This window comes from Rhodococcus maanshanensis NBRC 100610 (genome assembly GCF_001894865.1).
In the GTDB taxonomy this organism is placed as follows: Bacteria; Actinomycetota; Actinomycetes; order Mycobacteriales; family Mycobacteriaceae; genus Rhodococcus_G; species Rhodococcus_G maanshanensis.
Genome location: NZ_BCXA01000012.1, coordinates 1 through 26,418 on the forward strand (window position 1 = coordinate 1; position 26,418 = coordinate 26,418).

The following is a 26,418-nucleotide window of genomic DNA, read 5'->3' on the forward strand; positions in this document are numbered from 1 at the left end:
TGCCGGGAACGTTGAGCGTGGTGGTGGTGTCCGCGGCGGCGGCGCCCACGTTGATCGTGGACAGCGGCCCTGCGCCCGCGTTCAAGGCCGAACCCTGGGCGTCGCGCGGGGTGCAGCGGGTGGGTGCCCACTGGTTGCCGAAGAAGCTCGCGAGGGGCAGGAAGGTGTAGTAGTTCTCGTTGTTGTTGTAGGTACCCGCGCTGCCCGCGGTGCGCACCTTCGGCGTGATGACGCCGGCCGCGCCCGCGGTGACGGTGACATCGATGGCGGGGAGCCGGAACCAGCTGTCCCCGTTGGCGTTGGTGCTGCCGTCGAGGTTCTTCTTGAGCTTCGGTGCCCGGATGCCGCCCAGGCTGTTGGTGCTCGACGAGGGGCTGTTGCCGATGACCTCGTTGTTACCCGAGAGCCGCAGGATCGGACCCGCCGCGTCGGGGCTGCCCGAGGTGTTCACCCGAATCACACTGGGCGCAACGTTGTCCAAGTTGATGCCGGTGCCAGGGACCACATTCGCGCTGACGAACGTCGCGTTCGCGGGGATCTCGTAGTCCACCTTCAGCCGCGAGATGTAAGTGGTCGTGGCCCCGGAGTCGCTGTTGGGGTACGACCCGCCGCCGGGCTGGATGCGGTAGGTGAACGTCTCACCCGCCGTGACCGAGGCGGGCGCGTCAACGGTCATCGACGTGTCGGCCACCTTGTGAACGGTGATGGTGGCGCTGGCCTGGCAGGCGTTCTTGAACGAGGTGGTCGTGGGTGCCGCGGACGCGGGACTGCCGATCAACAGCAGACCCGCGGCCAGCGCCACGGACGTGACCGGTACGGCGCATTGCCGCACTGTGGACTTGGACATAACACTCCTTGCGCCCGACTCGCGGGAGAGATGTCGAGCATCGGTTGGATGAAATTGCCCACACTGTGCCACCGCAATCGGGAACTTGTTGCAGTTTTGACTACAGGCACCGCAAGTTACGGTCGGGTAACGAGTTGTGTCAGAAACCGCGGGTATTGCCTGGAATGTCGGTTTCAGCTGGCCTCCGAGGCCCATCGATCTCGGAAATCCGCCGATTTCATCTTGCGGATCGGCGCCGATAATGCAACACGTTCATCGGAGCAGGCGAGGGGTTCGCTCAGGCAGGCGCCGCCGCGAGCGGCAGGTCGACGATCAGCTCCGGTTCCGTGCACTCCAGCACCTGCGCCACCTCGACACCCGGCGCGACCTCACGCAGGACCAGACCTCCGGCGGTGACGTCGATGACGGCCAGATCGGTGATGATGCGGTGCACCACCGCCCGGCCGGTAAGCGGCAGCGAGCACCGCTCGACGATCTTCGGCGCGCCGTCCCTGGCGCAGTGCTCCATCAGCACGATCACCCTGCCCGCGCCGTGCACGAGGTCCATCGCCCCGCCGGGCCCCTTCACCATCTTGCCGGGGATCATCCAGTTCGCCAGGTCGCCGGTCGCCGAGACCTGCATGCCGCCGAGGATCGCCGCGTCGATCTTGCCGCCCCGGATCATCCCGAAGCTGAGCGCGGAGTCGAAGAACGACGCTCCCGGGAGCACCGTCACCGTCTCCTTGCCCGCGTTGATCAGGTCCGGATCCATCTCGGGCTCAGTCGGATACGGGCCGACGCCGAGGATCCCGTTCTCCGACTGCAGCACCACCGAGCAGTCGGCGGGCACGAAGTTCGGCACCAGGGTGGGCAGCCCGATCCCCAGGTTCACGTACCAGCCGTCGCGCAGTTCCTGCGCGGCCCGCGCCGCCATCTCCTCGCGGGTGCGGGCGCCCGCCGTTGTGTTGCCGCCGGCCATGCTCATCGCTCGCTCTCGGTAGTCGTTCTGACGGTGCGCTTTTCGATCCGTTTGGTGATGCCGTGGCCGACCTCGAGCACGCGGTGCACGTAGACCCCCGGCAGGTGCACGGCGTCGGGATCGAGTTCGCCCGGTTCCACCAGTTCCTCGACCTGGGCGACGGTGATCCGGCCCGCCATGGCGGCCAGCGGCGAGAAGTTGCGGGCCGACAGATCGAACACCAGGTTGCCGTGACGATCACCCCGCGCGGCGTGGACGAGGGCGAAGTCCGTACTGATCGCCTCCTCGAGCACGTAGTCGCGGCCGCCGAAGGCCTGCACCGGCTTGGCGGGCGAGGCCACCGCGACGCCGCCCGTGCCGTCGTAGCGTCGCGGCAGTCCGCCCTCGGCGACCTGGGTGCCGACCCCGCTCTGGGTGTAGAAGGCCGCGATGCCCGAGCCCCCGGCCCGGAGCTTCTCCGCCAGCGTGCCCTGCGGGGTGAGCTCGAGTTCCAGTTCACCGGAGAGGAACTGGCGCTCGAACTCCTTGTTCTCCCCGACATAGGAGGAGACCATCTTCCGGATCCGGCCCGCGCCGAGGAGCAATCCCAGGCCCCAGTCATCGACGCCGCAGTTGTTGCTGACGACCTCGAGATCCGATGCGCCGCCGTCGAGCACCGCCTGGATGAGCACCGAGGGGATGCCGCAGAGCCCGAACCCGCCCACCGCCACGCTGGAGCCGTCGGTGATGTCGGCGACGGCCTCGGCGGCCGTCTGTACGGTCTTGTCCATCATCGCGCGCTCCACCCGCCGTCCATCGTGTACGAGGCGCCGGTCACCATGCCGGCCTCGTCGCCCGCCAGCCAGGCCACCAGCGAGGCCACCTCGGCCGGTTCGACCAGGCGCTTGATCGCGCTCTCGGTGAGCATCACCCGCGCCAGCACCTCCTCCTCGGGGATGCCGTGCACGGCGGCCTGGTCGGCGATCTGCTTCTCCACCAAGGGGGTTCGCACGTACCCGGGATTGACGCAGTTGCTGGTCACCCCGTGCCTGCCACCCTCGAGCGCGGTCACCTTGGACAGCCCCTCGAGGCCGTGTTTCGCGGTGACATATGCGGACTTGAACTCGGAGGCGCGCAGCCCGTGCACGGAGGAGACGTTGATGATCCGGCCGAACCCGTTGGCGTACATGTGCGGAAGGGCCGCCCGGATCAGCAGGAAGGGTGCCTCCACCATCAGCGTCAACAGCCTGCGGAACTCCGAGGGCGGGAAATCCTCGATGGGGCTGATGCTCTGCACGCCAGCGTTGTTCACCAGGATGTCCGTCTCGAGGGTGAGCCCGGCGAGCGCCTCGGTGTCGAGCAGGTCGACGGCCCAGGCCCGGCCGTCGAGTTCGTCGGCGAGCGTCTTGGCGGCGATGTCGTCGACATCGGCGATCACGACCCGGGCGCCCCTGGCCGCGAGCGCCCTTGCGGTGGCCGCGCCGATCCCGCTCGCGCCGCCGGTGATCAGGGCGGAGCGCCCGGCGAGGGTCTGCTGCGTCATCGGGCCACCGCCGCGCTCTGGCCGGAGACGAGCGGTGCGTCCGCCGCCTTCTCCTCGGCGAGTGTCCGCGCGTCCGCGGCGTCGATGGATTCGAGCGAGATGCCCTTGGTCTCACGGGCGAAGGCGACCGCGACGATGGTCACGACCGAGGCACCGAGCAGGTAGAACGCGATCGGCACGGACGAGTGGAAGCGGCTGAGTAGGCTGGCCGCGATGATCGGCGCGAGCGAGCCCGCCACGATCGAGGTGACCTGGTAGCCGAGCGAGACACCGGAGTAGCGCATCCGGGTGGGGAACATCTCCGCCATGATCGCGGGCTGGCCGGCGTACATGAAGGCGTGGATGATCAGCCCGATCACGATGGCCGCCAGGACGACCGCGTTGTGCGCGCTGTCCATCATCGGGAAGGCGAAGAAGCCCCATGTGCCTGCCAGGACGGCACCGATCAGGTAGGTGGGGCGGCGGCCGAGGGTGTCGGACAGCCGGCCGCACAGCGGAACCGCGACGAAATGCACGCCGTGGGCGATGAGCATCATCCACAGGATCTTGCTGGTGTCGGCGTGCACGACCACCTTGAGGTAGGTGATCGAGAAGGTCACCACCAGGTAGTACATGATGTTCTCCGCGAACCGCAGCCCCATCGCGGTGAGCACGCCGCGCGGGTAGCGGCGCAGCACCTCGAACACGCCGTACGAGGCGGCCTTGTTCTTCTCGACCAGCTTCTGTGCCTCGAGGAAGATCGGCGCGTCACTGACCTTGGTGCGAATGTAGTAGCCCACCAACACGATCAGGGCGGACAGCCAGAAGGCGACGCGCCAGCCCCAGCTGAGGAAGGCCGCGTCGGAGAGCGTGGTCGTCAGGACCAGGAGCACGACGGTGGCGAGCAGGTTGCCGGCGGGGACGCCCGCCTGCGGCCAGCTGGCCCAGAAACCCCGACTGCGGTTGGGGCTGTGCTCGGCGACGAGCAGCACCGCGCCGCCCCATTCGCCGCCGACCGCGAAGCCCTGGATGAAGCGCAGCGCCACCAGGATCGCGGGCGCCCAGTAGCCGATCTGTCCGAAGGTGGGGATGCAGCCCATCAGGAAGGTGGCCGCGCCGACGAGCAGCAGGCTGAACTGCAGCAGCTTCTTGCGGCCGAACTTGTCGCCGAAGTGCCCGAAGACGATGCCGCCGATGGGCCGGGCCGCGAAGCCGACCGCGTAGGTGACAAACGCGGCGATGATCGCGTCGAGCTCGTTCCCGCCCGCGGGGAAGAAGACCTTGGAGAAGACCAGCGTGGCGGCGGTGCCGTAGAGGAAGAACTCGTACCACTCGACGACGGTCCCCGCCATCGAGGCGCCGACGACCTTCTTCAGCCCGGACGGCGCGGTGTCCTTGGCCGGGCCCGGGTCGCCCCCGCCCGCCCGTGACAGTTGTTCGGTACTCATCGCTGAACTCCTCATGTGCTCGGCCCGACAATCGCGTCCGCCCTGTGATGTAGTCCACATTCGGCGTCCTGCGATGAGTATTGGTGCACGCGATGCGCCCCACAATGAGGAAAATCGCACCCTGTATCTGCAAGAATGCAGATGTGGTGGATTCCGTGGACCGGCATTCGCTCGGTCGTCCGAGCGCCGATGATCTCCTGGTGCTGCTCGCCGTCGGCCGGACCGGGCGCTTCACCTCCGCCGCAGAGGATCTCGGCGTCAATCACACGACCATCTCCCGCCGCATCGCGGCCTTGGAGAAGAGCCTGGGCGGGCGACTGCTGGTGCGGGCGGCGGGTGGCTGGGAGCTGACGGACCTCGGCAGGCAGGCGCTGGCCGCGGCGGAGAGCGTCGAGTCGGTGGTCGACGCGCTCGCCTCCGACTCCTCCGGTCAGGGCAGGCTCAAGGGGGTGGTGCGGGTGTCCGCGACGGACGGGTTCAGCGCGTACATCGCCGCGCCCGCCGCCGCGCGGGTGCGCAGGCGCCACCCGGACCTCGCGGTGGAGATCGTGGCGACCACCCGCCGCGCCTCCCGGCAGCGGTCCGGCATGGACGTGGAGATCGTGGTCGGCAGGCCGCAGGTGCACCGGGCCGAGGCACTGCCGTTGGCGGACTACGTGCTGGGGCTGTACGCCTCCCGCGACTATCTGCGTGAGCGGGGCACCCCGCACGCGATCGAGGAGCTCGCCGAGCACTCCCTTGTGTACTTCGTCGATTCGATGCTGCAGGTCGACGACCTGGACGTCGCGCGGAGCATCGCGCCCGAGATGCGGGAATCGGTGAGCTCCACCAACGTCTTCGTGCACGTGGAGGCCACCAGGGCCGCGGCGGGCATCGGGCTGCTGCCGTGCTTCATGGCCGACCGGCACCCGGACCTGGTGCGGTTGCTGCCGGAGTTGGTCTCGACAAAACTGACCTATTGGCTGGTGGCCCGGTCGGAGGCGCTGCGCAGGCGGGAGGTGGCGGCCGTGGTCGAGGAGATCAGGGACACCGCCGAACGGGAGCGCGACCGGCTGCTCGGGACGTTTCGGTAGCGCCGATGAGTTTCGGTCGCTCCGCGAGTCAGAAGCTGTGACACCCGCGACACCGAGCGCACAGGAGCACGACGATGAAACTGACAGTCACCACCTTCGTCACCCTCGACGGCGTATACCAGGCTCCTGGTGGTCCCCAGGAGGACCCCAGCGACGGGTTCGTCCACGGGGGCTGGTCGGCGCCGTACGGCGACGAGGACTTCGGGCGGTTCATGACCGAGGTGTTCGACGAGGCGGACGCCTTTCTGCTGGGCCGGAAGACGTACGAGATCTTCGCGTCGTACTGGCCGCTCCAGACCGACCCCGCGCACCCGATCGCCACCAGGCTCAACACGCTGCCGAAGCACGTCGTCACCACCACTCTCGCCGCGGCCGACTGGCAGAACACGCGGCTGATCACCGGTGATCCCCGCGCGGCGATCGCCGCCCTCAAGGAGCGGGACGGCCGCGAGCTACAGGTCCACGGCAGCGGGGAGCTGGTGCGGTGGCTGTTGAAGGAGGGCCTGATCGACACGCTGCGCCTGCTGTCGTTCCCGGTCCTGCTCGGCACCGGGAAGCGGCTGTTCCCGACCGACGCCCTGCCGACTGCCTATTCGTTGGTTCAGTCGCGGACCACGAGTACCGGTGTCGTCCTCAGCTCGTATGAGCGTTCGGGTGAGCCCGAGTACGGCGACCTGGGAGAGGAGTAGCGGGACTAGGCGGGGGTGCGCAGCTCCCCGAGCGCCGTGCGGAATCGGCGCTGCTTGATCGTGGCCAGGGTCGCGCCCGCCTTGGATGCGAGGCCCCTGGCGCGGTCCATCGCGGCGGACAGGACGGCCTGCTCGTCCACCGCCTCGTCGGCGATGCCCTCGGCGGTGGCCTCGGCCCCGCCGTAGCGCCTGCCGGTGGTCATGGCGTCATGCGCGGTCCGCACGGGGAGCTTGGCGGCAATCAGTTCGGACATGCCCACCGAGAAGGGGATCTGGATGTCGACCTCGGGGAAGCAGAAGTACCCGCGGTCGGCGCGCATGACCCGCTGATCGTGGGCGAGCGCGAGCATGGCGCCCGCGCCGAAGGCATGTCCCTGCAGCGCCGCGACGGTCGGCAATCCCAGGGCGAGGACGCGGGCGAACAGGGCCTCGACCCGCGCGCTGAACGCCGGGATCTGGTCGGCGTTGGCCATCAACCACTGTAGGTCGAGGCCGTTGCTCCAGATCTTGCCCGTCGCGGTGGTGACCAGGGCCCTCGGACCCTCGGCGGCCTCGATCGCGTCGAGGTGCGCGTCGATCGAGTCGAGCCAGCCGGGGTTGAACCGGTTCTCGCCGGAGCCGAGGCTCAGCACGAAGACGTCGCCGTCGCGGTTGAGAGTGGGCAGGTCGTCGTGGGTGTTCAAGAATGTCATTTCTAGAAAATATCTTCTAGAGCGGATGGCTGTCCAGTCGCGGACTCTGCGATACTCGGCGAATGGCCCGGACCACGTTCTCCATCGACGCACTGCTCGACGCCGCGCGTGAGGTGATCCTCGAGCGCGGTCCGCGGTCCGCGACGGTTGCGCTGATCGCCGCGCGGGCCGGTGCGCCGACGGGGTCGATCTATCACCGCTTCGCCTCGATCGACGAACTGCTCGCGCGGACCTGGCTGCGTGCCGTGCGCCGCACGCAGGAGGTCCGCCCCGTCGGGTTCGACCCCGCAGGGGATCCCGTCGAGGTGGTGGTCGAGCTGGCGCTCGCGCTCTACGACCACTGCGTCGCCGAGCCCGGCGACATGCTGTTGCTCGATCGGCTGCGCCGCGAGGACGTGCTGCACCTGAACCTGGGCGACGGTCTGCTCGCCGAGGTGGGGCGGTCCGACGAGCAGACCGGCAGCCTGATCGCGAAGCTGGCGCGCGCGGTGTTCGGGCGGGCGGGCAAGCGGGAGACGGACCTGGTGGTGCTGGCCCTGGTCGACCTGCCGTACAGCTTCGCCGGCCGCTATCTCCAGGCCGGTGCCCGGCCGCCGAAGAGCCGCCGGGACCGGCTGCCCGACGCCGTGCGGGCGGTCGTCGCGGCCGGGCGGCCGGACTAGTCCCTGGCTCAGGCCGGCCTGATGTTGGCGTTGAGGTGGAAGGTGTTGTCGGGGTCGTACTGTGCCTTGACCGCTGCCAGCCGGTCGTACTTGCCGGGGCCGTACGCGGCACGGACCCGGTCCTCGTCGGGTTCCGCCATGAAGTTGACGTAGCTGCCCTGGTTCGACGAGAGCGGCCGGAGCGCCTCCCAGATCGATCGGGTCCAGGCCCGGTCCGCGGCGAATACCTCGGGGGCGTCGGACATCCCGGTGATGTTGCAGACGTAGTGCGGGGTGCGGGCACCGCCGAACGCCGTGTCGTCCTCGCCGACCGCGGTGAAGGCCCCGTCCAGCCGGAAGATCGGCATGAACGAGAGCGGTGAGCTCTTGCGCGGCGCCCGCTCGACGATCACGGCGATCACCTCGTCCGTGAGGGCATCGAGGTCGAGCGCCTTCTCGTAGCCGAGGATGCCCCATGGCGCGGCGCCGTCGAGCATCTGCTGCAGTCCGGTGTAGTGGATGGGGGTGACGAACTCGAACAGGGGCGCCAGGGCGTCCCGGACAGGCGCCACCGTGGCCGCGTGCTCCGCCGCCGACGAGTACCCGGCGATGATGAGCGCGTGGCCGGGCATGCCCCGGAACTGTTCGGGTACAAACGGTTCCGGAGGGGCACACATCCCGGCCGCGATCAGGCAGCCGGCCCGTGCCGGCAGGGTCGGGATGAACTCCTCGCACACGTGCAGCGCGGCGGCGCCGTCGTCGAGCGACCAGAAGAACAGTCCGAGGTTCACCTCGGGGCCGACCGGGTGCAGGCGGTACTCGAACTCGGTCACCACGCCGAAGTTCCCGCCGCCGCCCCGCAGCGCCCAGAACAGCTCCGGATGCTCGTCGTCGGACGCCCGGACGACGCTGCCGTCCGCGAGCACCACCTCGGCCGACTCCAGGTTGTCGATGGACAGCCCCGCGAGTCGGGTCAGCCAACCCATGCCGCCGCCGAGGGTGAGTCCACCGACCCCGGTGTGGCTGATGACCCCGCCGGTCACCGCCAGCCCGTGTGCCTGGGTCGCGGCGTCCAGGTGCGCCATCGTGGCGCCGCCCCCGACCCGGGCCATGCCGGTCTCGGGTTCCACAGAGGTGTGGTTCATCGCGCTGAGGTCGATCATCATGCCGCCCTCGCTGACCGAGGTACCGCTGTAGGCGTGCCCGCCGCCCCGGATCGAGACCTCGAGTTCGCGATCCCGGGCGAAGCCGAGCGCGGAACCGACGTCGCCGGCGGACGTGCATCGCGCGACGCAGATCGGACGGCGATCGATGTCGCCGTTCCAGATCGATCTGGCCTCGTCGTATCCGGTGTCGCCGGGACCGAACACCGGCCCGCCGATCGCCGACCTCAACACACCGAGGTCGTCGCTCACCTCAGTCATCACGCTCTCCGTCCGTCGGGCCGGCTCCGCAATGCGTGCGGTCGCGCGCTGCTCCCACTGTCCGAGAACGCCGGACCTCGGTGCCGACCGGACCGCGACGGCGCCCCGAACAAGGCACCTGTGACGTGTGTCAATCGTATTCGGTGGCGTTTGAGCGCGGCAAGGTCGCGCACGGAAGGGAATCGCCCGCGTCTGCGGGCAGGGGGGCGTCACTCCGCGCGATGTCGATCTGCCATCTGGACCTGGACCATTGACCAGGGCCCGGTCCAGATATCCAGGGCCACATTCTGTTTGGCGAGTATTGGGGATGGTTGTCCACTCAGCCGGCGTCGAGCCTGCACCGCGTCTTCTGAATTGCCTGGGTGACCGCGAAGACGATGCGGTCACTCGTGTTGGACAGGCTCAGCCATTCGCCCCGATAGTCGCGGGCTGACCCATTCTGTTCGGCGAGATCACGGATCCTCGATGGGAACGCACGGAGTTCGGCAGGGTCCACCTGCAATGGATCGGACATCGTTCCCCCTCCGGAATCCCCCAAAACCTCGCTATTACAGCACATCGCGCTCGCGCCTGCGCGGTGAATACTGCGGGACTTGGCTGCCATACTTCCTGGATCGCCACCGAATTTCTGCGAATGATCGATCGGTCGTAGGCGTGGATCGACGGAACCGATCGGGAGGGCGGTGCGTCTAAGTGCACCTATTACGAAGTCGATGATCCCAACCGGGAACTCTGTGACGTCGCCTTCGGCGTCGGCGACGAATTGATCCTTGTTCGTGTTGCGAAGAAGGAGGGGTCGGGTGAGTTGTGGAAGACCCCTCCGCGGTGGCGATCAGAACTGCAATCGGGCTGAATGGCCACCTTCCGGCGTGGAAAGGCTTACGCCGCAGCGCAAGAAGCCAACGCAGGTGGGATGGGTGCGCGACCGGGACGGCCAGGCGGAGGGCAATCGGCGCCGCGACGACACCTGCGGCAACCTGGTGCAGCCGCGCCAGGATCGAACCGCCGGACCCGTCCGGTGCCGCCCCGCGTGGGGACGGCACCGGGGGTCCTCAGGCGAGCGCCTCCGCGTCCTCGGGCGCGTCCTGGTCGGCCCATTCGACGAACTGGACGACGATGCCGTTGGGATCGGTCACCTGGAACAGCTTCTCGCCCCATGGCTCTTCCCGCAGCGCCATCGTGATCTCGACACCCTCCGACTTGATGCGGGCCTCCTGGGCGGCGAGATCGTCGACGGTGAACGCGAGGATGAGGCCGTCCGCGTGGCGGTCGCGGAACCCCTCGGGCAGCACCTCGATGCCGCGCTGCAGCAGCACGACGTCGACGGCGGCATCGTCGCGGCCGAGTGAGGCGAAGCCGTCGGCGGCCACGCGCTGGGCGTAGCCGAGATGGGTGGTGAAGAACCGGGTCGACGCCGCGACGTCGTCGACGGTGAGCGAGATGGTGGACGTGGTGACCTGCATGGGACCTCCTGGCTGGGTGGGCGGCTGGTGGCGGGGCGGGATCGGGTCAGAAGGCTCGGCGACGGGGCACACCGAACGGCTGTCGCACCCGGTCGTGGTGGCGGGGCGTCGGCTGCTGGTGCCTGCGGCTCCGGCGGGACGGGCGCGGTGCGGTGGCGGACATCGTCTCGGTGAACGGCAGGGGCGCGGTCATGTGGGCTCCGATCTGTCGGTCGTAATTTTACGACGGACGTAATTATACCCACGGCGAACCGGCCGTCAAGGATTTTCTTACTACGGGTGTAAAAATTGATCGAACGTATGAAATGCTGAGGTCATGATCGGACTGCGCGCGCAGAAGAAGCAGGAGACCCGGCAGGAGATCTCAGACCAGGCCACCCGGCTGTTCATCGAGCGGGGCTTCGAGGCCACCACGATCGCCGAGATCGCCGACGCCGCGCGAGTGGCGAAGAAGACGGTGACGAACTACTTCCCGCGGAAGGAGGACCTGGCCCTCGACCACCATGAGGCGTTCACCGCCGGGCTCGCGGCAACGGTCGCCGGGCGGGCACCGGGGGAGTCCGCGCTGGCCGCGCTGCGCGCGGCGTTCCTGGGCGCGGCCAGCAGTCACGACCCGGTGATCGGGTTCTCCGGCGAGCCGTTCGCCCGCATGATCGCCGACAGCCCGACGCTGACCGCGCGCCTGCGCGAGCTCCACGAGCTGCGGGAGGAGGCGCTGGCCGCCGTCCTGGCCGTCGAGACGGGCACGGCGCCCGGCGACATCGGGCCGCGGGCGGCCGCGACCCTGCTCGGTGGCGCGCACCGGGTGCTGTTCCGCGAGGTGATGGACCTGACGCTCGACGGCCTCGGCAACGACGAGATCGCGGACCGGGCCGTGGCGTCGGCGTCGGCGGTGTTCGACCTGCTCGAGCCGGCGCTGGGCGACTACGCAGTGCGCGACGCGGCCTGACTCCGGCGCGAATAGAGCTGGGGGAGGCACGCCCTAGACGCCGGCCAGCCAGCCGTCGATCGCGTCGGCGCTCAGGGTGATCACCGCATCCAGCGCGCCCGGCTCCTCGAACAGGTGGGTGGCGCCGGGCACCACCGCGAGGTCGACCGGGCCCGCGAGCAGCCGGGCCGCGCGCCGGTTGAGTTCGAGCACCGTGACGTCGTTGCCGCCCACGATCAGCAGGGTCGGCGCGGTGACCCGGGGGAGTGCGTCGCCGGCCAGGTCGGGCCGCCCGCCGCGGGAGATGACGCCGCGGATGCGATCGGGCCGGTCGGCGGCCGTGGTGAGCGCGGCCGCGGCCCCGGTGCTCGCGCCGAAGGCGACCGCGGGCAGCGTCGCGGTGTCGTCCTGGCCCGCGAGCCAGTCCACGACGCCGGTCAATCGGCCGGCGAGCAACGGGATGTCGAAGCGGTACTCGCGGGTGTGCAGATCCACCCGCTCCTCGACCGTCGTGAGCAGATCCATCAGCAGGGTCGCGCATCCGGTCCGTCGCAGCCCGGCGGCCACGTGCCGGTTCCGGGGGCTGTGCCTGCCGCTGCCGCTGCCGTGTGCGAAAACCACCACCGCGCGGGCGCCGTCGGGGACGCACAGGTCGGCGTCGAGCACCGTCCCCGCGGTCTCGATCCGCGCGGTGCGCTCCTGGGTCCCGCTGTCGGCCACCGCGGTTCACTTCCCGGTCTCGCTCGCCGTGGGGCCGATCCTACGCGCGGGGTGGCCGATGGCCGAGCGTCCTCGAGTGGTGGACGATCGGACATGTTTCGGAGATCTGGAGACATTCTGCGGCTCGTCGGATCTCCCTACGGTTGAGAACACCAACCCGATCGACAGAGGAGTGTTCGCAATGCTGGCAGTAATCCAGAACGAGTTCGGCGGCCCCGAGGTGCTCGAGGCCGTGCAGATCGACCGGCCGGAGCCGCGCGGCGGCGAGGTGCTCATCCGGGTGCACGCGAGCGGGGTGAACCCGGTGGACGTGGCGGTGCGGTCGGGTGCGTACCCGCTGCTGGGTGAGCCGAGCTTCGGGGTCGGCTGGGACGTCTCGGGCGTGGTCGAGGAGGCCGGGCCCGGCGCCCGGTTCCGCGTCGGCGACGAGGTGTTCGGGATGCCGTTCTTCCCCCGCGCCGCCACCGGCTACGCCGAATACGTGGTCGCCCCCTCGCGGCAGGTCGCCCGCAAGCCGGCGACCATCGACCACGTGCAGGCGGCCGCACTCCCGCTCGCCGGGCTCACCGCCTGGCAGGGGCTGGTGGACGCGGCGCGGGTCGGCGAGGGCGACCGGGTGCTGATCACCCGGGCGGCGGGCGGCGTCGGTCACCTCGCGGTGCAGATCGCCAAGGCGCGGGGCGCGCACGTGATCGCCCTGGCCGGTGCACCCCGGCACGAGTTCGTGCGCGGTCTGGGCGCCGACGAGGTGATCGACTACCGCGAGACCGACTTCGCGGAGGTGGTGCGGGACGTCGACGTGGTCTTCGACTCCACCTCGCAGGGCAGGCGCTCGCTGGGAGTGCTGCGGCAGGGCGGCACGCTGGTCAGCATCATGGAGCACGGCGACCGGCAGCTCGCCGCGGAGGTCGAGGCCGCCGGGCGGCGCTTCGCCGGGGTGTCGGTCGAGCCGGACTACGCCTCGCTCGAGGCGATCGCCGCACTCGTCGACGCCGGCCGGATCCGTCCACACCTGGACGCGACATTCCCGCTGGCGGAGGCGGGCCGGGCGCACGAGCTGGTCGGCTCGGGCCGGACCAAGGGCAAGGTGGTGCTCACGGTCGCGTGAGCGCCGGTGCGTGGACCGTATCGTTGCCGTCGAGACGAGGAGGCACCGCGTGGACATCCTGACCGAGGCGCTGGGCTCGATGCGTACCGGGCACCCGTCGTCCGTACGCACCGACGGTCGTGCCCCGTGGGGCCTGCGGCTGCCTCCGGTCGCCGGGGCGGGATTCCACGTGGTGCTGCACGGCACCTGCTGGCTGGTGCCGTTGGAGGATGCGCCGCACCTGTCGCCGATCGCGTTGAGCCCGGGTGACGTGATCTTCCTGCGCGACGGGCGCGGGCACATCCTCGCCGATCATCCGACCACCCCGCCGGTGCAGGAGACCGCCCAGCGGTTCGACCCGGGCTCGCCGATCGGGACGGTGTCGCTGGGCGGCGACGGGCCGCTGACCAGCCTGCTGTGCGGCAACTATCACCTCGACCAGCGGCGCCCGCACCCGCTGGTGCGCCAGCTGCCGGAGGTGGTCCACCTGCAGACCGGGCACGGCAGGCATCCCGAGCTCAGCGCAGCCGTGCAGCTGCTCGGGGCCGAGTTGGAGAACCCGCGGATCGGATCGGACGGCATCGTGCCCACGCTGATCGACTCGCTGTTGCTGTACATCCTGCGGGCCTGGTTCGAGGCCCAGCCGTCGGCGAGCGCCGAGGGCTGGGCCGCGGCGCTCGCCGACCGGGCGGTCGCGCCCGCGCTGGCGGCGATCCACGACGATCCAGCGGCCGCGTGGTCGGTCGAGTCGCTGGCCGACCGCGCCGGGCTGTCCAGGGCGGCGTTCTCCCGGCGCTTCACGACACTGGTCGGGGAGCCGCCGATGGCGTATCTGACCCGATGGCGGATGACGACGGCGGCCCGGCTGCTGCGCGAAACGGACGCCCCGCTGAGCGTGGTCGCGGGCCGGGCGGGATACGGCTCGGAGTTCGCCTTCGCGAAGGCGTTCAAGCGCGAGTACGGGCTTGCGCCCGGGGCGTACCGGCGCGAGGCACGAGCGGCCTGACGACGGCATCGGCCGACCCTTCGTCGGGGGTCCGGCCGAGCACGTGTTCGCGGCCCCAGGCGCCGAGCGGTGCCAGGGCCGCGTTCAGCGAGCGGCCGAGCTCGGTCAGCGAGTACTCCACGCGCGGGGGCACCTCGCCATAGTCGGTGCGGAGCACGATGCCGTCCAGCTCGAGCTCCCTTAGGTGGGAGGCGAGCACCTTCTCGGTCACGCCGGGCACCTGCCTGCGCAGCTCGCCGAACCGGCACGGTCGCTGTTCCAGCTCCCACAGGATCAGCACCTTCCACTTGCCGCCGATCACCCCCATGGCGGCATCGATGCCGCAGACATAGGTTCCCGCTCTCGGTACGGTTGCCATCTCCCCGCCTCCCACCTCGTCACTCACCTCAGGGTAACCACCCACCTCAGAGTGCGTACTTGTTCGTCCAGGCATCGGAGACGAGCCTGATCCGTATGACAGACAACAACATTCAGACAAACTCGATCACCTTGCTCGGCCTTGGGTCGATGGGCACGGCGCTGGCCCGGGCGTGGCTGGCCGCCGGCACGTCGCTGACCGTGTGGAACCGCACCCCAAACCGCGCGCAGGCGCTCGCTTCGGAGGGGGCGACGGTCGCGCCCACGGCCGCCGAGGCGGTGGCCGCCGGCCGGCTCGTCGTGGTGTGCCTGCTCGACGACGAGTCGGTCGGCGCCGCGTTGGACGGGATCGACCTGTCCGGCAAGGATCTGGTGAATCTCACCACCGGCACGCCCGCCCAGGCCCGTGCCCGGGCGGAGTGGGCCCGCGAGCGCGGCGCCCGTTTCCTGGACGGCGGGATCATGGCCGTGCCCCCGATGATCGGCGTCCCCGATTCGGGCGCCTACGTCTTCTACAGTGGGTCCGAGGACCTGTTCACCGAACACCGCGAGGCGCTGGCGGTCCCGGCGGGAACGACCTTCGTCGGCGTCGACCCCGGCTATGCCGCGCTGCACGACGTGGCGCTGCTGAGCGCGATGACCGGGATGTTCGCAGGGGTCGCGCACGCCTTCGCCCTGGTCCGCCGCGAGGACATCGCACCCACGGGGTTCGCGTCGCTGCTCGCCGACTGGCTCGCCGCGATGACCGCGTCGGTGCACCTGGCCGCCGAGCAGCTCGAGACCGGCGACTACACCACGGGCGTTGTCTCCAACCTCGCCATGCAGGTCGCGGGAAACGCCACGCTGCTGCGCACCGCCGCGGAACAGCGGGTCAGCCCGGAGTTGCTCACGCCGTACATGGCGTTGATGGAACGACGTCTGGCGGCGGGGCGCGGCGACGAGGACACCACGGGCGTGATCGATCTCCTCGCCGTCGGCTGAGCATCCCGGATACACAGAAGGGCCCGATCCGCGTCGCGGATCGGGCCCTTCTGGCACTGTCGGGGTGGCGGGATTTGAACCCACGACCTCTTCGTCCCGAACGAAGCGCGCTACCAAGCTGCGCCACACCCCGTGCCCTGCATCTGCCCTCATCGGGCAGCGAGCGAAAGTCTAGCGCACGACTGCCGCGGAAGACGAAACGCCTGGTCGCACGCCCTTGTTGGGACCCTTGTTCGGTGCCGCGACGAGGGTCAGCAGGGTCGCCTCCGGCCGGCAGCAGAACCGAGCGGGCGCGTAGGGGGAGGTGCCGATTCCCGCCGAGACGTGCAGCTGGGTGTGCGCGCCCCACTTCGACGGACCCTTGACCCGCGACCGGTCGATCTGGCAGTTGGTGACCAGCGCGCCGTAGAACGGCAGGCACAACTGGCCGCCGTGGGTGTGCCCGGCGAGCACCAGGTCGTAGCCGTCCTCCGCGAACCGGTCCAGCACGCGGGGCTCCGGCGAGTGGGTGATGCCGAGCTTGAGGTTGGCCATCGGGTTCGGCGGCCCGGCGATGGTGTCGTAGCGATCCCGCTTCAGGTGCGGATCGTCGACGCCCGCGGTCGCGATCCGGATGCCGGCGACCTCCAGCTCGCGCCGGGTGTGGGTCACGTCGAGCCAGCCGCGCTCGGTGAAGGCCGCGCGCAGGTCCTGCCACGGCAACGGCTCGCCGTGTGTGCGCTTGTGTTCCTTGTTGAAGTACTTGAACGGGTTCTTCGGCTTCGGGGCGAAGTAGTCGTTGCTGCCGAAGACGAACAACCCTGGGCGACCGAGCAGGCTGCTGAGCGACTGCACCACCGCGGGCACGGCACGCTGGTGCGACAGGTTGTCGCCGGTGTTCACCACCAGGTCGGGGTCGAGCCGGTCGAGCTCGCGGAGCCAGTTCTGCTTGAGCTTCTGATTCGGCATCATGTGCAGGTCGCTGATGTGCAGCACCCGCAGCGAGGATGACCCGGGTTCGAGGACCGGCATGGTGACCTCACGCAGGGTGAAGGCGTTCCGCTCGATCAGGGAGGCGTACCCGATTCCGAGCGCCGCGGCGCCCGCCAGTCCGGCCGCTGTTCCCCGGAGCACGTTGCGTGAGTCGTCTAACACCATTTCAGGATACGCAGCGCGCGCAATCGACATGCGCGTCAGTGCGCGGAGCGCGTAGCGTTCGGCACCATGTCCGATTCGACTTCTTCCCTCAAATCCACGCTCCGGGCCGACATGACGGCCGCCATGAAGGCCAAGGACGCCCTTCGTCTGCAGACCCTGCGGATGCTGCTCGCCGCCATCCAGACCGAGGAGGTCTCCGGCAAGGAGGCCCGGGAACTCACCGACGACGAGGTCCTCAAGGTCCTGGCGAAGGAATCCAAGAAGCGCGGCGAGTCCGCCGAGATCTACACCGAGGCGGGACGCGGCGAGCTGGCCGCGACCGAGCGTGCCGAGGCGCAGATCATCGACGAGTACCTCCCCACCCCGCTGACCGACGCCGAGCTGGCCGACGTCGCGGACACCGCCATCGCGCAGGTCGCGGAGGAGATCGGTGAGCGGCCCGGGATGCGTCATATGGGGCAGGTAATGAAGGCCGCCACCGCGCTCGCGGCGGGCAAGGCCGATGGCACCCGGATCTCGAAGGCCGTCAAAGACCGGTTGTAGACGCTTCGAGCCCCGTGAGTACTTCCGGCCCCTAGGGGGACCAGAAGTGCTCACGGGCGGCGCAGCCGCCTCAGCGCGGCAGCGGGGGGAGCTGGATCGGCGGCAGGCCGGGGATCTGGATCGGCGGCGGGGGTGCCGCCGCGGGTCCCGGCGCCGGTGCCGCAGGCGCGGCGGACTTCGCCGAGCCGTCGCTGACGTAGAGGGAGATCGCCGAACCCGGCACCGCCGAGCCGGCGGGTGAGGTGCTCAGCACGTTGCCGCGCGGCGACGGTCCAGGCGTGTTGACGGCGTTGACGGTGAAGCCGGCCGCCTGCAGCGCCCCGGTCGCCTGCGACTGCGTCATCCCGGCCACGTCCGGCACCTGAGCGTTCTTCGATCCGCGCTGGTACTTCGGGTCGATCGGCGGTAGCGCGGTCGGACCGTACTTGTCGACCACCGGCTTCATCGCGAGATACCAGGCCCTTGCGGGTTCGTTACCGCCGAACACGTTGCCGTCGCCGCACTGTCGCAGCGGCGAGGTGCAGATCTCGCGGGGGGTCGGCGAATCCGCGTACACGTAGACGCTGGCCGCCAGGTTGTTCGTGAAGCCGACGAACGCCGAGGACATGTGCGACTCGGTGGTGCCGGTCTTACCTGCCATCGGCAGCGTCCAGCCGACGGATCCGGCGGCGCCAGCCGAGGTGCCGCCGGGCTTGTCGTCCTTGCTCATCGCGTTGGCGAGGGTGTCGGCGAGGCCGGGCTCGACGACCTGCTCACAGGCTTCCTGCGTGATGGACACCGGCTTGCCGTTGCGGTCGTAGATCGAGTCGATCGGCGTTGGTGGGCACCACTTTCCGTGCGAGGCGAGGGTCGCGGCGACGTTCGAGAGCTCGAGCGGGTTGATCCAGGTCGGGCCGAGGGTGAACGACCCGAGGTTCTGCTCCTTCTGGAAGTCCGCCATCGACTGGTTGTCGTGACCGGAGGTGCCCGGCTGCGTGTAGGAGCGCATGCCGAGGCGCACCGCCATGTCGACGGTCGGCGCGACGCCCACCTGCTCGATCAGCTTGACGAACGCAGTGTTCGGGGACTGGGCGAGGGCGTCGGTGACGGACATCGAGGCGGGGTACTTGCCTGCGTTCTCGACGCAGTACATGTTGGCCGGGCAGCCCTTCGCGCCGCCGAAGCCCATGCCCTTGACCTCGGCGCGGCCGGGGACCTGGAGGACCGCGCTGGTGCCGAGGCCCTTCTCCATCGCCGCGGCGGTGGTGAAGAGCTTGAACACCGAACCCGCGCCGCTGCCGACCAGTGAGTACGGCTGCGGCTGCACGGTTTCGTTGATCTCGCCGTTGAGGCCGTAGGTCCGGCTGCTGCTCATCGCCAGCACCCGGTGCTGATCCTGGCCCGGCTGCACGACGTTCATCACCTCGGCCACCCCGTCGACCTTGGGGTTGGCCGTGGCGGTCAGGGCGCTGTGCGTCGAGTTCTGCAGGACCGGGTCGAGGGTGGTCTTGATCAGGTAGCCGCCCTTGTTGACCTGTTCGCGACTGATCCCGGAGTTGGCCAGGTACTGCAGCGCGTAGTCGCAGAAGAAGCCGCGGTCGCCCGCGGCGATGCAGCCTCGGGGCAGGGTGTTCGGCTCGGGCAGGACGCCCAGCGGCTCCTCCTTGGCTGCGCGGATCTCGTCGGCGCGGCCGGGGATGTTCGCGATCATGGTGTCGAGCACGATGTTTCGGCGCTCGAGCACGCCCTCGGGGTTGGTGTACGGGTTCAGCGCGGAGCTGGACTGCACCATGCCGGCGAGCATCGCCGACTGGGTGAGCCCGAGATCCTTCGCGTCGACCCCGAAGTAGGTGCGTGCCGCGTCCTGGATGCCGAACGAGGCGTTGCCGAACGGCACCAGGTTCAGGTACCGGGTGAGGATCTCGTCCTTCGTCAGCTTCTTGTCCAGGGTCAACGCCATCCGGATCTCGCGCACCTTGCGGGCCGGGGTCGTCTCGATGGCGGCCCGGCGCTCGGCGTCGGTCTTGGCGACGACCAGCAGCTGGTAGTTCTTCACGTACTGCTGGTCGATCGTGGAGGCGCCCTGCTGGACCTGGCCGCTGGTGGTGTTCGTCAGGAAGGCCCGCAGCGTGCCCTGCCAGTCCACGCCCTGGTGGTCGGCGAAGCGCTTGTCCTCGACCGAGACGATCGCCAGCTTCATGTTGTTGGAGATCTTGTCGCTCGGCACCTCGAATCGGCGCTGCTCGTAGAGCCAGGCGATGGGGTTGCCCGCGGCGTCGACCATGGTCGAGACGGTTGGGGCATCGCCCTGTACCAGCTCGGCAGAGACGTTGTCGACGGTATCGGCGGCCCGGTTCGACAGGATTCCGAACCCGCCTGCCAGGGGGAACATGACGCCCGCGAGCAGAGCCCCGGCAAGAGCGGAGCATCCGGCGAGCTTCGCGACAGTTTTTGCGATCGGCACGGGGGACAGCCTACGTGGGCCTGCGGCTGCGACCTGCAGATGTGGGCCGCATGCAGCACTTGATGGACGTCCGTACCAAAAAAATGCCTCAGCATCTTGCGCTGGACGATCTTCAATGCCTAAGTTGTCTTCTGAGTGTGATAGAGATAACACTCGTTGAGGAATGTGGTGTGACTCGCTGTGATACGGCGGGTCATACGTAATTCCAGAGCGTCAGCGAGGGCGACGCTTGGACTGCAGAGGGGCACCAGAATGACCGTTATCACCACGGCCCACAGGTTGGACGTCGAGGAAGCCGAGGCCCGTATCGCGTGGGTCGCACAGGCCAGATGCCGGGCTGTTGATCCTGACCAGTTGTTCGTCCGCGGCGCGGCACAGCGCAAGGCCGCCACGATTTGTCGGCATTGCCCGGTTCTCATGCAGTGCGGCGCCGACGCCCTCGACAACAAGGTCGAGTTCGGCGTGTGGGGCGGCATGACCGAGCGTCAGCGACGTGCCTTACTCAAGCAGCATCCCGAGGTCGAGTCCTGGGCCGACTTCTTCGATACCCAGCGCGCACAGTCCAACGCCGTCTGACACCGGCGCGCCGGCCGGGGCGAATGCCCCGGCCGGGCCGGTCGGCGGAGGTAACGACACCCCGCCATTTCGGCTGTAAGAACCCGCTCGATTCATTTCACCCGCAGATATTCCTGCCGGTTTTGCCCGTGGACCGAATGGCCACGTGACCGTGCTGTTATCTGCGGGGGTCCGGCACCGCGCCAGGGGCGCTAGTCCCCGCGCAGGCGGAAGTCGGCGAAGTCGAATCCCGGCACGACCACGCAGCTGACCAGCGTCGGCTCGTCTCCTGCGGGGCGGGCCCGCTGCCAGTGCCGCGCCGGTACCACCAGTTGCGGCGCCTGACCGGCGACGATGTCGGGGCCGAGGAGGTGTTCGGTCGCCTGGCCGGGTCGGTCGTCGTCCCCGCCGAGGTCCAGCCGGAGCGGGCCGCCGCGGTGGTGGAGCCAGATCTCCTCGCTGCGCACGGTGTGCCACGCGGACTGTTCGCCCGGCATCAGCAGGAAAAGGATGGCGGTCCCGGCAGCGCGGGCGCCGGGATAGTCGCCGGGCAGGGCGGTCGCCGGGACGGTGATGTCGCTGCGCCAGGTCTCGCGATACCAGCCGCCCTCCGGGTGTGGCGCGAGGTTCAGCTCGCGCGCCCAGTCGGGCAGCTCCGTCATGACACCGATCATTGCAGGGTCGGGGTCCCGCCGTGCGTCGACACGCCTCCCTCCGAGTTATATGCTTGCCGATAGGCAATTAATTCGGGAGGGGTAGCGATGGCGACGGTGTACTCGGAGGACGAGGTCACCCGCCTCAAGATCGCCCTCGCCCGGATCGCCCGACTCGTCGACCGGCAGGTCTCGGGCGGCGGCATGACCCGGACGCAGCTCTCCGTGCTCGGCACCGTCGCCCGGCTCGGCCCGCTGCGGTTGGGTGCGCTCGCCGAGACCGAGGGACTGAACCCGACCATGCTCTCGCGGGTGGTCGGCAAGCTCGAGGCCGACGGCCTGCTCGAGCGTTCCACCGACCCGGCGGATCGACGGGTTGCGCAGGTGCAGGTCACCGAGGCGGGCGAGCTGTTGCACCACAGGCTCCGCCGTGAACGGACCCGACTGTTCACCGACGCACTCGCCCGGCTCCCCGAGGAGCAGGCGCGGGCCCTTCGATCCGCACTGCCCGCGCTCGAATCGCTGGCGACGGAGATCGCACCGCAGCCTGCCGGATCCGGAACGGGCGCCGCCGCGCGCGGCCGGCCGTGACCACGCTCGCGGCGGCCGCGCACCGGACCTTCGCATCCCTCGCCACCCCGAACTTCCGCCGGTACTACGGCGGGCAGGCGGTGTCGATGGTCGGCACCTGGATGCAGGCCGTCGCACAGGCATGGTTGGTGCTGCAGCTGACCGGTTCGGGCACCGCGCTCGGCCTGGTGATCGCGCTGCAGACCCTCCCGGTACTGCTGTTCGGGCCGTACGGCGGCGTCGTCGCCGACCGGATGGACAAGCGCAGGCTGATGATCGGGCTGCAGTCGATGATGGGCGTGCTCGCGCTGGTGCTCGGGATCCTGACGGTGACCAACGCGGTGACGCTGTGGCAGGTGTACCTGCTCGCGTTCCTGCTCGGGGTGAACAACAGCTTCGAGAATCCCGCACGACAGGCATTCGTTCTCGAGATGGTCGGGCCCGAGGACCTGCGCAACGCGGTCAGCCTGAACTCGGTCCTGGTCAACGTGGCCCGCGCGGTCGGGCCTGCGGTCGCAGGCATCATCATCGCGGCAGGCGGGCTCGGACTGTGCTTCCTACTGAACGCGGTCAGTTTCGTCGCGGTGGTCGTGTCGCTGGTCACCCTCGACCTCGACGCGCTGCGTCCCGCGCCGGCCGCGCAGCGCAGGCCGGGGCAGCTGCGGGAGGGCCTGCGGTACGTGCGGCGCACCCCGGCACTGTTGGTCCCGCTGCTGATGATGGCGCTGGTCGGCTGCCTGGCCTACGAGTTCCAGGTGGTGCTGCCGGTGCTCGCGCGCGACACCTTCGGGGGCGACGCCAGCGTCTACGGATTCATGACCGCGGCGATGGGATTCGGTGCGGTGGTCGGCGGGCTGTTCGTCGCCGCCCGCGGCAAGACCGGGATCCCCGCGCTGGTCGCGGCGGCGACGCTGTTCGGGGTGCTGATCGCTGCCGCCGCCATCGCCCCGACCCTCTGGCTCGAGCTGGTGATCCTGGTTCTGGTCGGGGCGGCGAGCGTCGGATTCCTCTCCATCGGGAACAGCACCCTGCAGCTCGAGGCCGAACCCGGCATGCGCGGCCGGGTGATGGCCCTGTGGTCGGTGGCGTTCCTCGGGTCGACGCCGATCGGCGGTCCGATCGCGGGCGCCGTCGCCGAGCAGTTCGGCGGCCGGGTCGCCCTCGCGATGGGCGCGGCCGCCTGCCTGGTCGCCGCCGGCGGCGCCGCGCTCGTCGTGCGGCAACCCCGACGGGCGGGGGCCGAGCCGGGCGGCGAGGTCGGTCAGCCCCGGCCGGTCAGCTGATCCGCGACGGCCCGCAGCGCCTCGAGGTCGGAGACCTCGAACGGCAACGACGGCACGCCGACCACCGGCACCCGGGGATGGGCGCCCGTGAACCGGCCGAGCAGCCGCAGCTCTCGCTGCGCGGTGCGGGCCCGCTCCGCGTGGATCCGCAGGACCGCCGCCGTCAACGGGTGCTCGCCCCGGTCCTTCAGCTGATCGGCCGCGGCCGTCGCCCGATCGGCCGACAGGGAGCTCAGGGTCGGATGGGTCCGGTTGAGCACCAGCCCGGCCAGCGGCATCCCCTCGGTGGACAGCCGGTCGACGAAGAACGAGGCCTCGCGGAGCGCGTCCGGCTCGGCGGCCGCGATCACCAGGAAATGGGTGCCCTCCGCGCGCAGCAGCTGATAGGTGTGGTTGGCCCGCTCCCGGAACCCGCCGAACATCGACTCGAAGGACTGCACGAACGCCGATGCGTCGGACAGCATCTGGCTGCCCACGATGGTGTTCACGGCCTTGAGCGCCAGGCCCATCGCGCCGGTCACCAGGCGGCCGATCCCGCGGCCGGGAGCGGACAGCATCCGGATCATCCGGCCGTCGAGGAACGCGCCGAGGCGTTGCGGGGCATCGAGGAAGTCGAGCGCGTTGCGCGAGGGCGGGGTGTCCACGACCACCAGGTCCCACTCGTCGCTGGCGGCCAGCTGACCCAGCTTCTCCATGGCCATGTACTCCTGCGTGCCCGAGAAGGAGGTGGCCACCGTTTGGTAGAAGGGGTTGGCGAGGATCTGCTGCGCGGTGTCGGGGGCGGAGTGCTCGAGCACCATGTCGTCGAACGTGCGACGCATGTTCAGCATCATCGCGTGCAGCTCACCGGTGGCGCCGGGAGCCAGCTGCACCGGCTGCGGTGAGTTGTCGAGTTCGCGCACCCCGAGCGCTTGGGCGAGCCTGCGGGCCGGATCGATGGTGAGCACCACGACCCGGCGCCCCTCCTCGGCCGCGCGCAGCGCCATCGATGCGGCGGTGGTCGTCTTGCCGACGCCGCCGGCCCCGCAGCACACCACGATCCGGGACGCGGGGTCGGTGAGGATCGCGTCGATGTCGAGTGTCGTGGTCATCAGGTGTTTGGCGCGGATACTCCGTCGTTCACGGGGGAGTGGGAGCGCCATCCTCCTATCGCGGGTTGTGTCGGGAAGGTTTGTCGGTGGCTGTGGCTACGTTGCCTGGTGTGGACGAGGTGGTGTGCTTCAGCTATCGGCTGCGGCCGGGTGTGGTAGCTGAACGCGCTCTGAACGCCGAGTGGCAAAGGTGCCGGTTCCTCTGGAACGAGGCTGTCCACCAACAGAAATCGGGCGGAAAGCCGACACTCGGGAAGCTGAGCAAAATCCTCACCGACGCTCGCTCCCGCAGCGGATGGTTGCGGGAAGGGTCGCAGGTCGCGCAGCAGCAGACGTTGCGCAACTACGCCCGCGCTCTCGGTCACTCGTTCACGGTGAAGGGTCGTGGCCGGCCGGCATTCAAATCCCGAAAGAAGACGCTGCCGTCGTTGGAGTACACGCGGCGGGGGTTCAGTCTCCGTGACGGTCGGCTGGTCCTGCCGAAGGGTGTCAGTGTTCCGGTGGTTTGGTCGCGGGAGTTGCCATCCGAACCGACCAGCGTGCGCATCTATCAGGATTCGCTCGGGCATTGGTACGCCTCGTTCGTCGTCCGTCGGGACGTCCTGCCCGCACCGGAGGTCACGGGTGGGATCGGTGTCGACTGGGGTGTGAGCACGACGGCCACGACCACCGACACGGAGTTTGACCTGCCGTATCTCGGGCACCGCAAACGCTGTGCCGGCGAACTCGCGAAGGCGCAACGGAAGATGGCGAGGCGCCACAGCGGGAAGCTTGGTCCGCAGTCCCACGGGTACCAGCGGGCAACGCGCGAGGCCGCGAAGTTGCACAAGAAGGCGGCCCGCCAGACCGCGCACGACAGCCGGGTGTGGGCGAAACGGGTAGTCGATCGGCATGACCTGATTGCGGTGGAGGACTTCAAGCCGACCTTTCTGGCGAGGTCGACGATGGCGCGCAAAGCTGCGGACGCGGCTATCGGTGCGGCGAAGCGGGAGTTGATCGAGCGTGGTGCGCGGGCTGGCCGGAAGGTGGTGTTGGTGCAGCCCGCCTATACGACGATGAAGTGTTCGAGTTGCTTTGCGAGAGCCAAGCAGCGATTCGGACTCGCCGAACGAACCTTCCGATGCCCTGAGTGTGGCTTCACCGCAGGTCGGGACCGGAACGCTGCCAGGGTGATTCTGGCTGTGGCAGAACGCGGCCACATCGGTGTCGACGACGTGAGACAAGCGGATCACCTCCTTCGGGTGGGTGGTTCGGTTGCGGTCTGAGCTGTGAATCTCCTGCCAAGCAGGAGAAGCGTTAACGGACGCCCTGCTCGGCCAGCTGTTCGGCCAGCTCGTACAGCGCACCGAGGTCGATCCCGTCGGTGAGCGCCGTCAGGTGCAGTCGCGCGACGTCCAACTCGTCGAGGGTGGCGGCGCTGTCGTCCTGGGCGCGCAGCGTCGCGGCGTACTCGATGGTCTCGGTGAGCAGGCCCGCGAAGTCGGCCTCGGACAGCGAGATCCCGGCGGCCTCCAGCCCGTCCCGGACCGCGTCCGCGTCAATGGTGCCGTTCGCGGCCTGCGCCATCGTCTTGGTCGGCAGGTAGGCGGTGCCGCTGCGGTTGACGATCACCGTGCCGAGCCGGAGGTCGGCGGCCTCCAGTTCCACCACCGCGTCGGTGGTCTCCTGCACGGGCAGCGCCTCGAGCAGCGTCACCAGGTGCACCATCGTCTCGTCCGAGTGCAGCAGCCGGACCACCCCCTCGGACTGCGAATACACCGGCCCGCCCTTCGCGAGGTCGGCCATCGCCTTCGTCACGTCGAGGAAGCTGCCGATCCGGCCGGTGGGCGGGGAGTCGACGACGACCTCGTCGTAGATCCGGGCGCCGGACTTGTCCGTACGCACCACGCACTCCTTGATCTTGCCGGTGACCAGCACGTCCCGGAGGCCGGGCGCGATGGTGGTGGCGAACTCGATGGCGCCGATCCTGCGCATGGCCCGCCCGGCGAAGCCGAGGTTGTAGAACATGTCCAGGTACTCGAGGAACGCGTGCTCGATGTCGAGGGCAAGCGCGTAGACCTCGCCGCCGTCGTCGGCCGTGGCGATCTTGGTTTCCTCGGGTGGCAGCGGGGGCACGTCGAAGAGCTGCGCGATGGACTGCCTGCCCTCGACCTCGACGAGCAGGACCCGTCGCCCGCCCGCGGCGAGCGCGAGCGCCAAAGCGGCCGCGACCGTGGACTTTCCGGTGCCGCCCTTGCCTGAGACGAAATGCAGCCGAGCCTTGTCCGCCTTGGCGGGCCACTCGTATACGGGTGCTGTCGCGGGTGCTGCCACCCCCCGAGCCTATAA

At 69.5% G+C, this 26,418-nt stretch carries 27 protein-coding genes, 1 tRNA gene and 2 pseudogenes; 12 read left to right on the plus strand and 18 right to left on the minus strand.

Translation table 11 applies throughout. The features are described 5' to 3' along the window. From RM1_RS05920 to RM1_RS05940, 5 genes and pseudogenes are all read right to left on the minus strand, one after another. Positions 1 to 847 (minus strand): annotated as a pseudogene (locus RM1_RS05920) (Ig-like domain repeat protein); the annotation flags it as partial. 277 nt (positions 848 to 1,124) lie between these two features. After that, entirely contained in the window at positions 1,125 to 1,805 is a 681-nt protein-coding gene (locus tag RM1_RS05925; protein WP_245816100.1) for a CoA transferase subunit B, read from the minus strand. A 2-nt stretch (positions 1,806 to 1,807) separates the two neighbouring features. After that, positions 1,808 to 2,575 (minus strand): CoA transferase subunit A, encoded by a 768-nt coding sequence (locus tag RM1_RS05930; RefSeq protein ID WP_218019682.1) that lies wholly within the window; start codon positions 2,573 to 2,575, stop codon positions 1,808 to 1,810. Beyond that, complete coding sequence (locus tag RM1_RS05935; RefSeq protein ID WP_072750431.1) at positions 2,575 to 3,327, minus strand: 3-hydroxybutyrate dehydrogenase; 753 nt, start codon at positions 3,325 to 3,327, stop codon at positions 2,575 to 2,577. Before RM1_RS05935 ends, RM1_RS05930 begins: the two co-directional genes overlap by 1 nt. Beyond that, positions 3,324 to 4,754, minus strand: a complete 1,431-nt coding sequence (locus RM1_RS05940; protein ID WP_072750432.1) for an MFS transporter — start codon at positions 4,752 to 4,754, stop codon at positions 3,324 to 3,326. The genes RM1_RS05935 and RM1_RS05940 overlap by 4 nt, the downstream gene beginning before the upstream one ends. Before the next feature lie 92 nt (positions 4,755 to 4,846). Between RM1_RS05940 and RM1_RS05945 the strand changes: the two genes are divergently transcribed. After that, a complete protein-coding gene (locus RM1_RS05945; protein ID WP_425528672.1) occupies positions 4,847 to 5,827 on the plus strand; it encodes a LysR family transcriptional regulator in 981 nt (326 codons plus the stop codon). 74 nt (positions 5,828 to 5,901) lie between these two features. Beyond that, positions 5,902 to 6,516 carry a dihydrofolate reductase family protein gene (locus tag RM1_RS05950; protein WP_072750434.1) on the plus strand — a complete coding sequence of 205 codons (615 nt, stop codon included), beginning with the start codon at positions 5,902 to 5,904 and terminating at the stop codon, positions 6,514 to 6,516. Positions 6,517 to 6,521: 5 nt separating this feature from the next. On the opposite strand, the gene RM1_RS05955 is transcribed toward RM1_RS05950, so the two are convergent. Beyond that, complete coding sequence (locus RM1_RS05955) at positions 6,522 to 7,181, minus strand: enoyl-CoA hydratase-related protein (protein WP_072750591.1); 660 nt, start codon at positions 7,179 to 7,181, stop codon at positions 6,522 to 6,524. Positions 7,182 to 7,270: 89 nt separating this feature from the next. Between RM1_RS05955 and RM1_RS05960 the strand changes: the two genes are divergently transcribed. Further along, a complete protein-coding gene (locus RM1_RS05960) occupies positions 7,271 to 7,870 on the plus strand; it encodes a TetR/AcrR family transcriptional regulator (protein ID WP_072750435.1) in 600 nt (199 codons plus the stop codon). 8 nt (positions 7,871 to 7,878) lie between these two features. Here the strand turns inward: RM1_RS05960 and RM1_RS05965 are convergent, their stop codons facing one another. The 4 genes from RM1_RS05965 to RM1_RS26350 all read right to left on the minus strand — a co-directional run bounded on the left by RM1_RS05965 (position 7,879) and on the right by RM1_RS26350 (position 10,929). Beyond that, entirely contained in the window at positions 7,879 to 9,273 is a 1,395-nt protein-coding gene (locus tag RM1_RS05965) for an FAD-binding oxidoreductase (RefSeq protein ID WP_072750436.1), read from the minus strand. Between the two features lie 319 nt (positions 9,274 to 9,592). Next, the gene (locus RM1_RS26070) at positions 9,593 to 9,877 is read right to left on the minus strand and encodes a hypothetical protein (protein ID WP_143069388.1); all 285 of its coding nucleotides are present in this window, start codon (positions 9,875 to 9,877) and stop codon (positions 9,593 to 9,595) included. Positions 9,878 to 10,325: 448 nt separating this feature from the next. Then, the gene (locus tag RM1_RS05970; protein WP_072750437.1) at positions 10,326 to 10,736 is read right to left on the minus strand and encodes a VOC family protein; all 411 of its coding nucleotides are present in this window, start codon (positions 10,734 to 10,736) and stop codon (positions 10,326 to 10,328) included. Positions 10,737 to 10,782: 46 nt separating this feature from the next. Next, complete coding sequence (locus RM1_RS26350; protein WP_169922291.1) at positions 10,783 to 10,929, minus strand: hypothetical protein; 147 nt, start codon at positions 10,927 to 10,929, stop codon at positions 10,783 to 10,785. A gap of 123 nt (positions 10,930 to 11,052) precedes the next feature. On the opposite strand from RM1_RS26350, the gene RM1_RS05975 reads away from it, so the two are divergent. Beyond that, a complete protein-coding gene (locus RM1_RS05975; protein ID WP_072750438.1) occupies positions 11,053 to 11,685 on the plus strand; it encodes a TetR/AcrR family transcriptional regulator in 633 nt (210 codons plus the stop codon). Between the two features lie 33 nt (positions 11,686 to 11,718). Here RM1_RS05975 and RM1_RS27270 read toward each other — a convergent pair. Further along, positions 11,719 to 12,315: pseudogene (locus tag RM1_RS27270) on the minus strand (dienelactone hydrolase family protein); the annotation flags it as partial. Positions 12,316 to 12,565: 250 nt separating this feature from the next. Between RM1_RS27270 and RM1_RS05985 the strand changes: the two are divergent. Both RM1_RS05985 and RM1_RS05990 read left to right on the plus strand, forming a co-directional pair. Continuing rightward, entirely contained in the window at positions 12,566 to 13,492 is a 927-nt protein-coding gene (locus RM1_RS05985) for an NADP-dependent oxidoreductase (RefSeq protein ID WP_072750439.1), read from the plus strand. Positions 13,493 to 13,541: 49 nt separating this feature from the next. Then, entirely contained in the window at positions 13,542 to 14,477 is a 936-nt protein-coding gene (locus RM1_RS05990; protein ID WP_072750440.1) for an AraC family transcriptional regulator, read from the plus strand. Here RM1_RS05990 and RM1_RS05995 read toward each other — a convergent pair. After that, a complete protein-coding gene (locus RM1_RS05995) occupies positions 14,419 to 14,835 on the minus strand; it encodes a winged helix-turn-helix transcriptional regulator (protein WP_072750441.1) in 417 nt (138 codons plus the stop codon). The genes RM1_RS05990 and RM1_RS05995 overlap by 59 nt on opposite strands. Before the next feature lie 95 nt (positions 14,836 to 14,930). On the opposite strand from RM1_RS05995, the gene RM1_RS06000 reads away from it, so the two are divergent. Beyond that, a complete protein-coding gene (locus tag RM1_RS06000) occupies positions 14,931 to 15,815 on the plus strand; it encodes an NAD(P)-dependent oxidoreductase (protein WP_072750442.1) in 885 nt (294 codons plus the stop codon). 59 nt (positions 15,816 to 15,874) lie between these two features. Here RM1_RS06000 and RM1_RS06005 read toward each other — a convergent pair. Together RM1_RS06005 and RM1_RS06010 are read right to left on the minus strand one after the other, a co-directional pair. Next, a tRNA-Pro gene (locus RM1_RS06005) sits at positions 15,875 to 15,948 on the minus strand. 38 nt (positions 15,949 to 15,986) lie between these two features. Beyond that, positions 15,987 to 16,949, minus strand: coding sequence for a metallophosphoesterase (locus RM1_RS06010; RefSeq protein ID WP_092667726.1), 963 nt, complete (start codon positions 16,947 to 16,949; stop codon positions 15,987 to 15,989). A gap of 69 nt (positions 16,950 to 17,018) precedes the next feature. Between RM1_RS06010 and RM1_RS06015 the strand changes: the two genes are divergently transcribed. After that, positions 17,019 to 17,495, plus strand: a complete 477-nt coding sequence (locus RM1_RS06015; RefSeq protein ID WP_072750444.1) for a GatB/YqeY domain-containing protein — start codon at positions 17,019 to 17,021, stop codon at positions 17,493 to 17,495. Positions 17,496 to 17,565: 70 nt separating this feature from the next. Here RM1_RS06015 and RM1_RS06020 read toward each other — a convergent pair whose 3' ends face one another. Next, positions 17,566 to 19,938 carry a penicillin-binding protein gene (locus RM1_RS06020; protein WP_174562922.1) on the minus strand — a complete coding sequence of 791 codons (2,373 nt, stop codon included), beginning with the start codon at positions 19,936 to 19,938 and terminating at the stop codon, positions 17,566 to 17,568. Between the two features lie 252 nt (positions 19,939 to 20,190). Between RM1_RS06020 and RM1_RS06025 the strand changes: the two genes are divergently transcribed. Further along, positions 20,191 to 20,514: a WhiB family transcriptional regulator gene (locus RM1_RS06025; protein WP_072750445.1), complete on the plus strand. Its 324-nt coding sequence runs from the start codon at positions 20,191 to 20,193 to the stop codon at positions 20,512 to 20,514. 191 nt (positions 20,515 to 20,705) lie between these two features. Here the strand turns inward: RM1_RS06025 and RM1_RS06030 are convergent, their stop codons facing one another. Continuing rightward, on the minus strand, positions 20,706 to 21,155 hold the full coding sequence (locus RM1_RS06030; RefSeq protein ID WP_072750594.1) for a cupin domain-containing protein: 450 nt from the start codon (positions 21,153 to 21,155) through the stop codon (positions 20,706 to 20,708). Between the two features lie 99 nt (positions 21,156 to 21,254). Between RM1_RS06030 and RM1_RS06035 the strand changes: the two genes are divergently transcribed. Together RM1_RS06035 and RM1_RS06040 are read left to right on the plus strand one after the other, a co-directional pair. Beyond that, entirely contained in the window at positions 21,255 to 21,737 is a 483-nt protein-coding gene (locus RM1_RS06035) for a MarR family winged helix-turn-helix transcriptional regulator (RefSeq protein ID WP_174562923.1), read from the plus strand. Beyond that, a complete protein-coding gene (locus RM1_RS06040; protein WP_072750446.1) occupies positions 21,734 to 22,999 on the plus strand; it encodes an MFS transporter in 1,266 nt (421 codons plus the stop codon). The genes RM1_RS06035 and RM1_RS06040 overlap by 4 nt, the downstream gene beginning before the upstream one ends. On the opposite strand, the gene bagB is transcribed toward RM1_RS06040, so the two are convergent. Beyond that, entirely contained in the window at positions 22,978 to 24,090 is a 1,113-nt protein-coding gene (gene bagB / locus RM1_RS06045) for an ATPase BagB (protein WP_072750447.1), read from the minus strand. The two genes, RM1_RS06040 and bagB, sit on opposite strands and share 22 nt — an antisense overlap. Before the next feature lie 110 nt (positions 24,091 to 24,200). Here bagB and RM1_RS06050 point away from each other — a divergent pair, with 110 nt between their 5' ends. Beyond that, positions 24,201 to 25,355, plus strand: a complete 1,155-nt coding sequence (locus RM1_RS06050; RefSeq protein WP_245816079.1) for an RNA-guided endonuclease InsQ/TnpB family protein — start codon at positions 24,201 to 24,203, stop codon at positions 25,353 to 25,355. Positions 25,356 to 25,386: 31 nt separating this feature from the next. On the opposite strand, the gene bagA is transcribed toward RM1_RS06050, so the two are convergent. Beyond that, the gene (bagA, locus tag RM1_RS06055) at positions 25,387 to 26,403 is read right to left on the minus strand and encodes an ATPase BagA (RefSeq protein WP_027500342.1); all 1,017 of its coding nucleotides are present in this window, start codon (positions 26,401 to 26,403) and stop codon (positions 25,387 to 25,389) included. Positions 26,404 to 26,418 lie beyond the last annotated feature (15 nt).

Bases quoted from the DNA above. Each gene is read 5' to 3' on its own strand.
- RM1_RS05970 (WP_072750437.1), bottom strand. From the start codon at position 10,736: ATGCAGGTCACCACGTCCACCATCTCGCTCACCGTCGACGACGTCGCG.
- RM1_RS05930 (WP_218019682.1), bottom strand. From the start codon at position 2,575: ATGGACAAGACCGTACAGACGGCCGCCGAGGCCGTCGCCGACATCACC.
- RM1_RS06035 (WP_174562923.1), top strand. From the start codon at position 21,255: ATGGCGACGGTGTACTCGGAGGACGAGGTCACCCGCCTCAAGATCGCC.
- RM1_RS26070 (WP_143069388.1), bottom strand. From the start codon at position 9,877: ATGGCAGCCAAGTCCCGCAGTATTCACCGCGCAGGCGCGAGCGCGATG.
- RM1_RS05940 (WP_072750432.1), bottom strand. From the start codon at position 4,754: ATGAGTACCGAACAACTGTCACGGGCGGGCGGGGGCGACCCGGGCCCG.
- RM1_RS06030 (WP_072750594.1), bottom strand. From the start codon at position 21,155: ATGACGGAGCTGCCCGACTGGGCGCGCGAGCTGAACCTCGCGCCACAC.
- RM1_RS06015 (WP_072750444.1), top strand. From the start codon at position 17,019: ATGTCCGATTCGACTTCTTCCCTCAAATCCACGCTCCGGGCCGACATG.
- RM1_RS26350 (WP_169922291.1), bottom strand. From the start codon at position 10,929: ATGACCGCGCCCCTGCCGTTCACCGAGACGATGTCCGCCACCGCACCG.
- RM1_RS05985 (WP_072750439.1), top strand. From the start codon at position 12,566: ATGCTGGCAGTAATCCAGAACGAGTTCGGCGGCCCCGAGGTGCTCGAG.
- RM1_RS06025 (WP_072750445.1), top strand. From the start codon at position 20,191: ATGACCGTTATCACCACGGCCCACAGGTTGGACGTCGAGGAAGCCGAG.
- RM1_RS05995 (WP_072750441.1), bottom strand. From the start codon at position 14,835: ATGGCAACCGTACCGAGAGCGGGAACCTATGTCTGCGGCATCGATGCC.
- RM1_RS05960 (WP_072750435.1), top strand. From the start codon at position 7,271: ATGGCCCGGACCACGTTCTCCATCGACGCACTGCTCGACGCCGCGCGT.
- RM1_RS05925 (WP_245816100.1), bottom strand. From the start codon at position 1,805: ATGGCCGGCGGCAACACAACGGCGGGCGCCCGCACCCGCGAGGAGATG.
- RM1_RS05965 (WP_072750436.1), bottom strand. From the start codon at position 9,273: ATGACTGAGGTGAGCGACGACCTCGGTGTGTTGAGGTCGGCGATCGGC.
- RM1_RS05935 (WP_072750431.1), bottom strand. From the start codon at position 3,327: ATGACGCAGCAGACCCTCGCCGGGCGCTCCGCCCTGATCACCGGCGGC.
- RM1_RS05950 (WP_072750434.1), top strand. From the start codon at position 5,902: ATGAAACTGACAGTCACCACCTTCGTCACCCTCGACGGCGTATACCAG.
- bagB (WP_072750447.1), bottom strand. From the start codon at position 24,090: ATGACCACGACACTCGACATCGACGCGATCCTCACCGACCCCGCGTCC.
- RM1_RS05945 (WP_425528672.1), top strand. From the start codon at position 4,847: ATGCGCCCCACAATGAGGAAAATCGCACCCTGTATCTGCAAGAATGCA.
- RM1_RS06000 (WP_072750442.1), top strand. From the start codon at position 14,931: ATGACAGACAACAACATTCAGACAAACTCGATCACCTTGCTCGGCCTT.
- RM1_RS05975 (WP_072750438.1), top strand. From the start codon at position 11,053: ATGATCGGACTGCGCGCGCAGAAGAAGCAGGAGACCCGGCAGGAGATC.